The sequence below is a fragment of the Streptomyces sp. MB09-01 genome (genome assembly GCF_033794505.1).
In the GTDB taxonomy this organism is placed as follows: Bacteria; Actinomycetota; Actinomycetes; order Streptomycetales; family Streptomycetaceae; genus Streptomyces.
Genome location: NZ_JARAYQ010000263.1, coordinates 1 through 11,381, shown reverse-complemented (window position 1 = coordinate 11,381; position 11,381 = coordinate 1). Strand labels below are relative to the sequence as shown.

The following is an 11,381-nucleotide window of genomic DNA, read 5'->3' as shown; positions in this document are numbered from 1 at the left end:
CCCCAGTGGCCCACCGGAGTGGTCGGCAGCATCACCCACTGCGAGGGCTACCGCGCCGCGGTGGCCGCCCCCGCCTCCGTGCTGGCCGCCGTCGGCATCGACGCCGAACCGGCCGGCCCGCTGCCCCGGGGCGTCCTCGCCCTGATCGCCTCCGAGGCGGAGCGCACCCACCTGGCCGCCCTCGCCGCAGCCGACCCCTCCCTCCCGTGGGACCGCCTCTTCTTCTCCGCCAAGGAAGCGGCGTACAAAGCCTGGTACCCGGCCACCGGCATCTGGCTCGGCTTCCGCGACGCCACCCTCACCCTCTTCCCCGACGGCGGCTTCACGGCGACCCTGCACCCCCCGCTCCCGCCACCCGTGGACCCGCTCTACCAGGGCCGCTGGCTGGCCGGCCCGGACCTGGTCCTGACCGCAGTGGCGCGCGAAGGCCGGCCACCGCCCCCGAACGCCCCGCCGGCCGCGCCGGTCTCCGCCGCGGCGGCCTCGTAGCGCAAGGGACCGATCCCCTCCCCCCGGCCCCGGCCGGATGGGGCCGTCAGGGCCGCCGCAGCACCACCGTGCGCGCCTGCTGCGGGGCCTGCGGCGCGGCGACGGGACGCGCACCCGAACGGAACTCCTGCGGACTCATGCCCCGCACGCGCTTGAAGGCCGTCGACAGCGCGAAGGCCGAGCCGTAGCCCACACGCCGGGCCACCGTCGCGATGGTGGCGTCCGGCTCCCGCAGCAGGTCCGCGGCGAGGGCGAGCCGCCATCCGGTCAGATAGGCCACCGGCGGCTCACCCACGACGTCGGTGAACCGGCGGGCCATCGAAGCCCGCGACACCCCCACCTTCAGGGCGAGCTCCTCCACGGTCCACCCGTGCGCGGGATTCTCGTGGAGCAGCCGCAACGCCGGGCCGACCACCGGATCGCCCTGCGCCCGGTACCAGGACGGCGCACCGCTGCCGGGCGCCGCCAGCCAGGTACGCAGCACCCCGATCAGCAGCAGGTCCAAGAGGCGGTCCAGCACGATCTCCTGGCCCGGTTCGTCCTTGGAGATCTCCGAGGCGAGCAGCGCGACCAACGTGGTGTCGGCGGCCTCGGCCGGACGCACCAGGATCGTCGGCAGCGCGCTCAGCAGCCGCCGGCCGATCTCGCTCGGCGCCTGGTAGGTGCCGCTCAGCATCACCGCCGAGCCGGCGTCCTGGAAATCGTCGCCCCAGGTGCGCACGCCGAGCGCCATCGTCTCGGTGACGTCCTCGCCCTCCTCGGTACTGCACCGCTGCTCCGGGCCGACGGTGATCTGCACCGGCGTGTCCAGGCGGTCCGCGACCGTGTACGGCTCCGGGCCCCGCACGACCGCCACGTCACCCGGCCGGATCATCACCGGCGTGCCGGCCGCCGGCACCAGCCACGCGTCGCCGTGCACCATCGTGACGACCGAGAGCGGCGCCCGGTCCTCCACGCGCAGCGACCAGGGCGGGTTGAAGACGGACTTGAGCAGGAAGGCCCCCCGGGCCTTGGGGCCCTCCAGCAGTCCGGTCAGCGTGTCCATGCGTACATCCTCTCGCCTCGTGCGCCCGCACCGAAGCCCCCGCCCCCGCCTGCCCGCACCGCCGTCCGCACGCGGCGAAGCGCCCGCTCTCCCGCGGGGGACGGAAAGAGAGCGGGCGCCGATCGCGGGGGCCTACACCGCCGGCGCGCGACCGTGCAGCGTCAGCGCACGCCCCAGCGCCGCCAGCGCCGCCGTACAGGCCACCGTGCGCACGACGTTGCCCAAGGCCCAGCGGCCCCCGAAGCGGGAGCGGGCCGCCGCCGCGTCGGCGCCGGCCCGGGCCAGCTGGTTGTTGAGGGGAATGTTCACGATCGCGGTGACGACCAGCGACAGCCCGTACAGCGCGAAGGCCACCCAGCCCCAGCGCGCCGCGTCCAAGCGGCCGCCGCGCTGCTGCTGCGCCGCCGCCACCCCGGTCGCCAGGAACGCCCCCAGGAAGAGCAGACCGAACAGACCGTTGTCGATCGCCTCGTTGATGTTGCGCATCGCGGTCACATACGTCTGGTCGTCGCCACGGCCCAGACCCGGCATCACCGAGATGTCGAAGGCGAAGTAGAGGCCGGCCATCAGCCCGGTCCCCACCGTCGCCGCCACCAGCGTCACCGATTGCGTGGTCGTGCTGCTCACCGGACACCTCCGAGGTTGCCCCGGCCGTTGAGCCGGGGAGGGATCTGACCCCTGCGGAGCAGGGCAGGGAGAGACGATTCGCCGTCAGGACAGTCCGCCGTCCGCTGTGGGAGTGCCGCGCTCGACCTCCAGGCGGTGCACGATCTCGGAGTTGAGGGACCGCCGGGCGGACTTGGCCTGTGTGACCAGCCACGAGTGGAGGTCGGCGGGGAGTCTGAGCGTAATGCGTACTTCATCATCCATGTACCCAACACTAGTGTCAGAATGGTGGCATGGCGACACTGCAAGTGGAGGAGACCGGATACGCCCGGTGCCGATCGTGTAAGACCTGACGGGCCATCGGCCCGCAGGCGACGTGAGCCAGGAATCCCCCTCCCTTAGGAGGGGGAGGACTCAATTCAGGATTCCCTTCAACGTGCGCTCGTAGCGCCGGTTCAGCAGCGTGGCGCCGATCAGCCGGACCGGAGGCGGGATGGTGGCGGAGACGTGCGCGACCGACTGCCGGGACGCGCCGTCGAACATCCACGGCTGCAGATACGTCATCACGCGCATCGGGGCACTGGAGACGACCTTGCGCTCCTCGGCCAGGTAGGCCCGCTCGCCGAGCCGGTCGAAGACAGGGAAGACGATCCGCTCCTCGTCGCGCAGGTGGTCGCGCAGCACGCCCTCGAAGGTCTGCGCCGCCCTCACCAGACCGTCACCGCGGCGGGCGACCGCCGTCGACACGGCCGCCATCGCCGCCTCCAACTCCTCGTGGTCCTCGTGCAGTTCACGCGCCTGCGCGTCGAAGTCGGCGTCCCGGCGGCGCAGTCCGGGCCACAGCACGTCGTCCTCGCTGGTGTGGTGCCACTCGATGACCTCGCGCAGCCGCTGCCACCACGCGGCGCCCGCGCCGTTCCACGCGGGGGCCGCGGAGCGCAGCCGGGCCGCGTCACGCCGCATCGCGACGTGCATCAGGGCGAAGCCGTGGAAGTGCGGGGGAAGGTGTTCCAGCCCGTGTTCGCTGGAATACGACGGGGGAGCCGGCACGGGAGCCTCCTGCCTGTCTGTCCTGCGGGGTGGTGCCGGTGTCCGTCCCCGGACACCCCGAGCACCGGGCGGCGGCCGTACCAGAGTCGCCGCCCGGTCAAGGAGCGATAAGGGAGGGAGCAGAGGGTGAAGGGCCTGCGCCTCAGACGTTCCAGACCCCGGACGCCGCCGCGTCGCGGGCGAAGTCGGAGAAGTCCTTGGGCTTGCGGCCCAGAGCCTCCTCGACACCGTGCACCAGGTGCGCGTTGCGCCCGTCCAGGATCATCGTGAACAGGTCCGCGAACTCCTCCGGGAGGTCGTTCTCGCGCAGCACGGCGCGGTACTCCTCGTTGGTGACCGAGATGTACTTGATCTCGCGCCCGGTGGCCTTGGTCAGCTCGGCGGCCACATCGCTGTAGCTGAGCAGGCGCGGGCCCGACAGCTCGTACGTCTTGCCGATGTGCTTGTCATCGGTCAGCGCCGCCACCACGACATCGGCGATGTCATCGGCGTCGACGAACGCCTCCACCGCGTCACCGGTCGGCAGGGCGATCTCGCCGGCCAGCACCGGCTCCAGGAAGAAGCTCTCGGAGAAGTTCTGGTTGAACCAGCTCGAGCGGACGATCGTCCAGTCGGCGCCGGAGGCCTTCAGGTTCTCCTCCGACACCTCCGCGGCCTCCTCACCGCGCCCGGACAGCAGCACCAGGCGGCGCGCACCGCCGGCGACGGCCACCTTGGAGAACGCGCCGACCTGCTCGGCGGCGCCCGGGAAGGCGAGGTCGGGGTAGTAGGTCACGTACACCCGGTCAACGCCCTCCAGCGCCGGTCCCCAGGTGGCGGGCTCGTGCCAGTCGAAGGCGGGCTGGCCGCTGCGCGAACCGATCCGGACCTCGCGGCCCTGGGCGGAAAGCTTCTCGGCGACGCGCCGGCCGGTCTTGCCGTGACCGCCGATGACGAGGGTGATCTGCGTGTTCTGAGTCATGAGTACAGTCAAGTCCAGTCTCGCGAGACGGGCCATAGCCACAAAGCTCAGTTCCATATGCCTGCGTCTACGAGAGGTCACCTCGGAGCGCGACGGAAACAGGGTGGCTTCGGCGTGAGCTCCCAAATCGTAGGCATGCCCCCAGGCGGCGGGCCAGAGCTCTCCAGTGATCCTCGACCACCCGTGGACAGACCGTCGAGCAGACACCCGACATTCCCTGACCGTCCGTCAAACCGCGTCGTGCGGCAGGACTTGAGCCGTTCTCCGGTCGCCTGCGCCACCATCGGCCCCCGGAGCAACGACCCGCCCGCTGGGAGGCCGCATGAACGCCACTCCGGATCATCCGCAGCTCGAGCAGTTGTCCGCCGACCTGGCCGGCCTGCTCGGACGGATCGGGCTCGACCCGGCCGCCGAGCCGCCCGCACGCCGGGACCGCATCGACATCCGCTTCGCCGCCGCGGCCGCCCGCCACCCGGCCCGGGTCTGCGCCCGGGACGGCGAGCAGCAGACGACCTACCTCGAGGCGGACTGGCTGGCCGACGACATCGCCGGCCGCCTGGCGGGCCGCGCGGGCCCCGGATCGGTGGTCGCCGTGCGCGCCCAGCGCACCTGCGGGGCCCCCGCCGCCGTGGTGGGCGCCCTGCGCACCGGCGCTGCGGTACTGCCGCTGGAGCCCGGGCACAACGCCGGCCTCCAGGAGTTCCTGATGCGCGACGCCGGCGCCGAGATGGTCATCTCGGACGGCGGACTGCTGCGCGACGAGATCCCGCTGGCCAAGGCGGGCAGGTTCGTCATCGCGGCGCGGCCCGAGGCGGCGATGCGCCGCGAAATCCCGCCGGCCACGGCCTTCCTGGCCCTCCCCACGGGCGGCGACCCGGGCCGGGCCCTGGCCCTGCGGCCCGTCAGTCACATGGACGTGCTGTCGTGGGTGGACGCCTTGGTCCCGCTGCTGGAGTCGGGACCGGACGACGTGTGGACGTACTTCCACTCCCTCAGCCTGGACCTGGGCATGCGCGAGATCTGGGGACCCCTGCTGTCCGGCGCACGCGCCGTCGTCGTCGACCGCGACACCGCCTGCGACGCCCGCGCCCTGGCCCGGCTGCTGGCCGAGCAGGAGGTGACGGTGCTGACACAACTGCCGTCCGCCTTCGCACGGCTGGCCGCGGCGGCGCACGGCAGCAGGTCCAGCCTGCCGGCGCTGCGGCACGTACTGCTCTCGGACGAGCAGGTGGACGCGCCGGCCCTGGCCGGCTGGCGGGACGCACAGACCGCCCCGCAGGCCGTCGTCTGGGACGTTTCGGGGCCGCCCACCGTCCTGTGAAAGGCGGCCGGGGCGGACAGTGGGGGAGGGCCGCGGACGACGACCGTCCGCGGCCCTTCCCCATGTGTGCCCCCCGGCGGCGGCCGGCGTCAGAAGTTCCCCAGCCCTCCGCACACGTTGAGGGCCTGGGCCGTGATGGAGGCGGCCAGATCGGTGGTCAGGTAGCCGACCAGAGCGGCCACCTCCTCGGGGGTGGAGTAGCGGCCGAGCGGGATCTTGGACTCGAGCTGCTCCTGGACGTACTCCTCGGTGGTGTCCCACGCCTGCGCGTACCCGCTGCGCACGCGCGCCGCCATGGGCGTCTCCACGTATCCGGGGCAGACCGCGTTGACGGTGGTACCGGTCGGTGCGAGTTCCTTGCCGAGCGCCTTGGTGAAGCCGACCACGGCGTGCTTGGAGGCGGTGTAGGGGGCGCCGAGCAGGACGCCCTGCTTGCCCGCGGTGGAGGCGATGTTGATGATGCGGCCCCAGGGCTCCGCCCCGAGGCCGCCGCCGTTGAGCACCTCGCGCGTCAGCAGGAACACGCTGTTGAGGTTGGTGTCGATGACGTCGTGCCACAGCTCGTCGGTGATGTCCGCGGTGGCGCCGCCGCCGCTGCGGCCGGCGTTGTTGACCAGGATGCTGACCGGAGCCCCGTACGTCGCCACCGCCGCGGCGACCACCGCCTTCACGGCCGAGCGGTCGCGTACGTCGGCGGCCGCACCCTCCACGCTCATCCCTTCGCACTGCAGGTCGGCGACGGTCTGCTTGACCGCGGCCTCGGTCCGCGCGCAGACGAACACCCGGTGGCCGCGGGCGCCCAGGTCCCGGGCGACGGCCAGCCCGATGCCGCTGGTCGCCCCGGTGACCAGCGCCACCGGCCGTTGGGGTGCCTTCGATCTCGCCTTGACCGTCATCCTTGTTCCCTCCGTCGCTCACCAGGACGTCCAGAGCGTGCCGCAGAACACTCGGGGCGCGACGGATCAGCGCTCGCGCCAGGTCCCCGCACGCCGCAACCCGCCGGCGCGGTCCCATCCGGCGGCCCGGGTGCGCGCGGGCTCCGCACGCTCGCCCGCGCGGCTGACCAGCAGGGCCGCCAGGACCGCCAGCACGGCGGCCGTCTCCTGCGCGTCGGGGCGCCCGCGCGTGATCCTCCACAACCCGGCCCCCGCCCCCGCTCCGGACCCGGTGGCGGCCGCCTCCCCGCCCGTCATACCGGCGGGTTGCCGTGCTTGCGCGACGGCAGGTCGGCGTACTTGGGACGGAGCATGGCCAGTGCCGAGGTGAGCACCGAGCGGGTTTCGGCCGGGTCGACGACGTCGTCGACCAGGCCGCGCTCGGCCGCGTAGTAGGGGTGCATGAGCTCGGTCGTGTATTCCTTGATCTTCTGTGCGCGCGTCGCGTCGGGGTCGGCGGCAGCGGCGATCTCCCGGCGGAAGATGACGTTCGCCGCACCCTCGGCGCCCATCACGGCGATCTCGTTGGTGGGCCAGGCCAGTGCGAGGTCCGCGCCGATGGAACGGGAGTCCATGACGATGTAGGCGCCGCCGTACGCCTTGCGCAGCACCAGGGAGATCCGCGGGACGGTGGCGTTGCAGTACGCGTACAGCAGCTTGGCGCCGTGCCGGATGATGCCGCCGTGCTCCTGGCCGACGCCGGGCAGGAAACCGGGGACGTCGACCAGGGTGACGATCGGGATGTTGAAGGCGTCGCAGAACTGCACGAAGCGGGCCGCCTTCTCGCTCGCGTGGATGTCGAGCACCCCGGCGAGGTGGGCGGGCTGGTTGGCGACGAAGGCGGTGACGTGTCCGTCCATCCGGGCCAGCGTGCACACCACGTTGGCCGCCCAGCCGGGCTGGACCTCGAAGTGGTCGCCGTCGTCGACGACCTCCTCGATGACCCGGCGGATGTCGTACGCCTGCTGCGGATTGGCGGGCACGATCGAAGCGAGCGCCTCGGTACGCCGGTCGGCGGGATCGTCGCCCCACTCGCGCGGCGGTGTCTCGCGGTTGTTGGAGGGCAGCAGCGACAGCAGGTGCCGTACGTCCTCCAGGCAGCTCTCCTCGTCGTCGTAGGCGAAGGCGGCCACTCCGGAGACGGCGGCGTGCACGTCGGCGCCGCCGAGCCCGTTCTGCGTGATCTCCTCGCCGGTCACCGCGCGGACCACGTCGGGGCCGGTGATGAACATCTGCGAGGTGCCGCGGACCATGAACACGAAATCGGTCAGCGCGGGGGAGTACGCCGCCCCGCCCGCGCACGGGCCCATCATCACGCTGATCTGCGGGATGACGCCGGAGGAGCGGGTGTTGCGCTGGAAGATGCCGCCGTAGCCGGCCAGGGCGGACACGCCCTCCTGGATGCGGGCGCCCGCGCCGTCGTTGAGCGAGACCAGCGGGGCGCCGGCCGCCTCGGCCAGGTCCATCACCTTGTGGATCTTCTCCGCGTGGGCCTCACCGAGCGCCCCGCCGAAGATGCGGAAGTCGTGTGCGTACACGAAGACGGTGCGGCCGCCCACCGTGCCCCAGCCGGTGACCACGCCGTCGGTGTAGGGCCGTTTCTGCTCCAGCCCGAAACCGCTCGCGCGGTGCCGGCGCAGGGCCTCGATCTCGTGGAACGAGCCCTCGTCCAGCAGCAGTGCGATGCGCTCGCGGGCGGTGAGCTTGCCCTTGGCGTGCTGCTGTTCGGTGGCCCGCTCGCCGGGGCCGGCCAGGGCCTGGGCCTTGATGCCGGCCAGTTCCGCGGCACGGTCGGTACCCGGCGGGGTGGACACGTCGATGATGGTCATGGGGATCCTCCAGATCTGAAGACCGGATTGCGGCCACCGTCGCGCGCACGCCTCAAGACGCCGTGGAAGTCCACTCGAACCCCGTACGAGACGCGGTCCTGGCGTAGCTTCGGCGTGCGGGGCGCGGCCGCCTGACGGTGGGGGGTGGGCTCAGTTCGCCCGGTGCAGGGTGAGGTGGCCGCGGCGGACGGGCGACCCCCGGTAGGGCGACGGCCCGCCGAAGCCGCCCCCGCCGGCCGCCGCCAACGCCGGACCGGGGGCCGCGGCCGAGGCCGCGGCGCCGGTGCGCTCCCGCTCCTCCCGCTCCTCCCGCAGGACGTCGGCCAGGGCCTGCTCGAAGCGGTCGATGTCGCGTGCGCTGTTGTCGCGGTGGACGGAGGCCCGCACGGCGGTGGCGCCGTCCCGCGCGGCCGGATGGAGCGGGTTCTCCTGCGCGACGGTCTTCCAGAGGACCACCCCGCGCCGGGCCAGGCCGCGGCGGATGAGCGCGGCCGGCACCTCGCCGTGACGGAAGGCCAGCATCCCGGCCTGCTCCCGGCCCGACGCCACCACCTCGACCCCGGGCACCTCCTCGACGGCGGCGCGCAGCCGGGGCAGCAGGTCCTCGTACGGGAGACGCGAAGCGGCGGCGTGGTGGGCCAGGGCGGCGTTCAGCGCGGCGACGGCGGCCGGCACGGGCGCCGGCGGGCGCCCGCTCCACACCCCGGGCGCGGCGTAGGCGAAGCCCACCGCCTCCGGGCCGCGCAGGAACCGCCAGCCGTCCGCCGTGACCAGCTGCGCGCCGATGCGCGCGGCGTCGAGGGGGAGCTGGCCGACCGAGTGGGAGGCGTCGACGGCGTACCGGGCCCGGTGGGGGGACAGGAGCCGGCCCACCTGCTCGACGGGACTGACGGTTCCGCAGGCCGAGGAGACGTGGACCACCGAGACGAGGGCGACGTCCTCACCGATGCGGGCCCGCATCCAGTCCAGGTCGAGGTCGCCGTCCGCCCGCAGCGGGACGACCTCCAGCCGGCAACGGGTGCGGTCGCGCAGGGCGTAGAGGGTGCTCAGGCGGGACACACCCTCGTACGGGGTGGTCCAGATCCGGTCGCCGGGACCGAGGTCCGCCGCGGAGACGAAGGCGTCGAAGGCCTCGGCCGCGCCCGTGGTGAGGACCGTGTCGCCGGCCGGGACGCCCAGCAGGGCGCCGAGGCGTTCGTGCACCTCGGTGTGCAGGACGGCGCCGAGGTGCTCCGCCAGCGCGCGGCTCCCGAAGCGGTCGTCGCGGGCCGTGCAGGCGGCGAGCACGGCCCGCACGCCGTCCGGCATCCGGCCCGTGCCCGCCGTGTTCAGGTGGGCCGTTCGTTCCGTGTCGTACGTCGGCGCATTCATTCAGGGGCCTCCCCCCGCTGTCGGGGCCGCGGCACGTCCACGACCCTGTCTTCCACGCATTGCCAAAACGTCTGGCAACACATTGCCTATCGCTTGGCAGTTTTGGCAATGCCCGCTCCGGCGACACTCGAGTTCCGGCCCCTTGGCAACTCTTGGCAAGATTCCGTATCGGCCCCGCCCCATCGACTCCCGCACAGGTCACGGCGATTCACGGAGGCGCGCAAGCCGAACGGGAGATGGCCGGCACCCTTCCCTCCAGCCCTTCTCGAGCGATTGACGAGCAAATCCCGAGCAGACGTTGCCAATCTTCTTGGCAGAGGACTTGCCAAGAACATTCGAAACGTTGCCACGGAGGAGCCGTCATGAAGAACATCGCCCGCATCGTCGCCACCGCCGCCCTCACCGCCGCAGCCGTCCTCACCGCGGGCGCAGCCGCCCACGCCGACGGTGACGCCATCGACTGGCCGGTCGCCCCCGCCTCGGCCGGCGCACCGGCCGCCCCCGCCACCGGCCCCGCCACCGCCCTCATCGACTGGCCGTAACCACCCGGCGGGAACCCGCCCGGGAATCCGCATGCCCTGCACACCGGCTTCCGGCCTCCGCGGGAAAAGGACCGGAATCCCTTTCTCGCATTCCCGGCACCCGCGCAAAAAGGGGGACACGAGACCGTGCGGCGCAGGTGGAAGGCGGCTCGAAAGCCGCTACAGGAAAGAGATGGAACACATCCACCCCGGCTAGCGTGCCTCGAACGGGGGCAGCCCCTTGGCCACCGGAGGAAAAGAGCCAAGGAAGTACGGAGGAGACCGTGAGAATTCAGGTCCTGGGTCCGCTGAGCGCCGAGGTCAACGGCGGATCCATCGTTCCGACCGCGGGCAAACCAAGACAGCTCCTGTCGCTCCTCGCGCTCTATCCCGGGCGCGTCATACCGGTTCCCACCCTCATGGAGGAGATCTGGGGAACCGCGCCGCCGCAGAGCGCGCTGACCACCCTGCAGACCTACATCCTCCAGCTGCGCAGACGGCTGGGCACCGCGATGGGGCCCGACGCCCCCGGCGGAGCCAAGGAGGTACTGGTCACCCGGCACGGCGGATACCTCCTGCAGATCCCCGAGGACGGCGTCGACGTGCACGCCTACGAACGCCTCGTCCGCGAGGGCCAGGCCGCCTTCGAGTCCGGCGACAGCCAGGTCTGCGCCGCCCGCTTCCGGACCGCCCTGGACCTGTGGCGCGGCCCTGCGCTGGTCGACGTACGGGTCGGACCGATCCTCGACATCGAGGTCATGCGCCTCGAGGAAAGCCGCCTGGTCACCGTGGAACGGCGGATCGACGCCGACCTGAGGCTGGGCCGGCACGGCGAACTGATCGCCGAACTGACCGAGCTGACCGCACGCCACCCCCAGCACGAGGGACTCCACTCGCAGGTCATGGTGGCGCTGTACCGCTCGGGCCGGCAGGCCACGGCCCTGGACGTCTACCGCCGGCTGCGCGGCCGGCTGATCGAGGACCTCGGAGTGGAGCCGTCACCGCAACTCCAGCGCCTGCACCAGGCCATGCTCGCCGTCGACCCGCAGCTCGACGTGCTCGCCGGACCGCGCTGCACCTCCACCTTCGACCTCTTCGCCGCGTAACGCCCAGCCGCCCGGCCGCCCGGCTGCTCAGCCGCGCTGCACCGCCACCCCCGCGAGCCCCCGGGCGAGCGCGTCCGCGCTGCCCCGGGGACCGCCCAGGCCCGTCATCACGACGCTCACCGGCGACCCCGTCCCCTGCGCGAGAAC

13 protein-coding genes are annotated in these 11,381 nt (G+C 72.7%); 4 read left to right on the top strand and 9 right to left on the bottom strand.

What is annotated here, in order from left to right; all coding sequences use genetic code 11:
• A partial coding sequence (locus PV721_RS35700) for a 4'-phosphopantetheinyl transferase family protein (RefSeq protein WP_319731794.1) occupies positions 1–489 on the top strand: 489 nt, incomplete at its 5' end.
• Positions 490–535: 46 nt separating this feature from the next.
• Here PV721_RS35700 and PV721_RS35695 read toward each other — a convergent pair.
• From PV721_RS35695 to PV721_RS35675, 5 genes are all read right to left on the bottom strand, one after another.
• Entirely contained in the window at positions 536–1,534 is a 999-nt protein-coding gene (locus PV721_RS35695) for an AraC family transcriptional regulator (protein WP_319731792.1), read from the bottom strand.
• 132 nt (positions 1,535–1,666) lie between these two features.
• The gene (locus PV721_RS35690) at positions 1,667–2,161 is read right to left on the bottom strand and encodes a DUF1772 domain-containing protein (protein ID WP_319731791.1); all 495 of its coding nucleotides are present in this window, start codon (positions 2,159–2,161) and stop codon (positions 1,667–1,669) included.
• An 84-nt stretch (positions 2,162–2,245) separates the two neighbouring features.
• Positions 2,246–2,404 (bottom strand): Arc family DNA-binding protein, encoded by a 159-nt coding sequence (locus PV721_RS35685; RefSeq protein ID WP_319731789.1) that lies wholly within the window; start codon positions 2,402–2,404, stop codon positions 2,246–2,248.
• A 150-nt stretch (positions 2,405–2,554) separates the two neighbouring features.
• Positions 2,555–3,190 carry a hemerythrin domain-containing protein gene (locus PV721_RS35680; RefSeq protein ID WP_319731788.1) on the bottom strand — a complete coding sequence of 212 codons (636 nt, stop codon included), beginning with the start codon at positions 3,188–3,190 and terminating at the stop codon, positions 2,555–2,557.
• Between the two features lie 142 nt (positions 3,191–3,332).
• The gene (locus PV721_RS35675) at positions 3,333–4,151 is read right to left on the bottom strand and encodes an NAD(P)H-binding protein (protein ID WP_319731786.1); all 819 of its coding nucleotides are present in this window, start codon (positions 4,149–4,151) and stop codon (positions 3,333–3,335) included.
• A gap of 322 nt (positions 4,152–4,473) precedes the next feature.
• Between PV721_RS35675 and PV721_RS35670 the strand changes: the two genes are divergently transcribed.
• Positions 4,474–5,472 carry an AMP-binding protein gene (locus tag PV721_RS35670; RefSeq protein ID WP_319731785.1) on the top strand — a complete coding sequence of 333 codons (999 nt, stop codon included), beginning with the start codon at positions 4,474–4,476 and terminating at the stop codon, positions 5,470–5,472.
• Between the two features lie 89 nt (positions 5,473–5,561).
• Here PV721_RS35670 and PV721_RS35665 read toward each other — a convergent pair whose 3' ends face one another.
• From PV721_RS35665 to PV721_RS35650, 4 genes are all read right to left on the bottom strand, one after another.
• A complete protein-coding gene (locus PV721_RS35665) occupies positions 5,562–6,368 on the bottom strand; it encodes an SDR family NAD(P)-dependent oxidoreductase (RefSeq protein WP_319731783.1) in 807 nt (268 codons plus the stop codon).
• Between the two features lie 66 nt (positions 6,369–6,434).
• Positions 6,435–6,665: an acyl-CoA carboxylase epsilon subunit gene (locus PV721_RS35660; protein WP_319731780.1), complete on the bottom strand. Its 231-nt coding sequence runs from the start codon at positions 6,663–6,665 to the stop codon at positions 6,435–6,437.
• Positions 6,662–8,236 (bottom strand): acyl-CoA carboxylase subunit beta, encoded by a 1,575-nt coding sequence (locus PV721_RS35655; RefSeq protein ID WP_319731778.1) that lies wholly within the window; start codon positions 8,234–8,236, stop codon positions 6,662–6,664. The genes PV721_RS35660 and PV721_RS35655 overlap by 4 nt, the downstream gene beginning before the upstream one ends.
• A gap of 150 nt (positions 8,237–8,386) precedes the next feature.
• Positions 8,387–9,607 carry an aminotransferase class V-fold PLP-dependent enzyme gene (locus PV721_RS35650; RefSeq protein WP_319731776.1) on the bottom strand — a complete coding sequence of 407 codons (1,221 nt, stop codon included), beginning with the start codon at positions 9,605–9,607 and terminating at the stop codon, positions 8,387–8,389.
• A gap of 362 nt (positions 9,608–9,969) precedes the next feature.
• Between PV721_RS35650 and PV721_RS35645 the strand changes: the two genes are divergently transcribed.
• Complete coding sequence (locus PV721_RS35645; protein WP_319731774.1) at positions 9,970–10,149, top strand: hypothetical protein; 180 nt, start codon at positions 9,970–9,972, stop codon at positions 10,147–10,149.
• A gap of 263 nt (positions 10,150–10,412) precedes the next feature.
• Complete coding sequence (locus tag PV721_RS35640) at positions 10,413–11,234, top strand: AfsR/SARP family transcriptional regulator (protein WP_319731772.1); 822 nt, start codon at positions 10,413–10,415, stop codon at positions 11,232–11,234.
• The last annotated feature ends 147 nt before the right edge of the window (positions 11,235–11,381 follow it).

Coding starts and splice junctions, on each gene's coding strand:
- PV721_RS35660 (WP_319731780.1), bottom strand. CDS start 6,665: ATGACGGGCGGGGAGGCGGCCGCCACCGGGTCCGGAGCGGGGGCGGGG.
- PV721_RS35670 (WP_319731785.1), top strand. CDS start 4,474: ATGAACGCCACTCCGGATCATCCGCAGCTCGAGCAGTTGTCCGCCGAC.
- PV721_RS35665 (WP_319731783.1), bottom strand. CDS start 6,368: ATGACGGTCAAGGCGAGATCGAAGGCACCCCAACGGCCGGTGGCGCTG.
- PV721_RS35655 (WP_319731778.1), bottom strand. CDS start 8,236: ATGACCATCATCGACGTGTCCACCCCGCCGGGTACCGACCGTGCCGCG.
- PV721_RS35645 (WP_319731774.1), top strand. CDS start 9,970: ATGAAGAACATCGCCCGCATCGTCGCCACCGCCGCCCTCACCGCCGCA.
- PV721_RS35650 (WP_319731776.1), bottom strand. CDS start 9,607: ATGAATGCGCCGACGTACGACACGGAACGAACGGCCCACCTGAACACG.
- PV721_RS35685 (WP_319731789.1), bottom strand. CDS start 2,404: ATGGATGATGAAGTACGCATTACGCTCAGACTCCCCGCCGACCTCCAC.
- PV721_RS35675 (WP_319731786.1), bottom strand. CDS start 4,151: ATGACTCAGAACACGCAGATCACCCTCGTCATCGGCGGTCACGGCAAG.
- PV721_RS35695 (WP_319731792.1), bottom strand. CDS start 1,534: ATGGACACGCTGACCGGACTGCTGGAGGGCCCCAAGGCCCGGGGGGCC.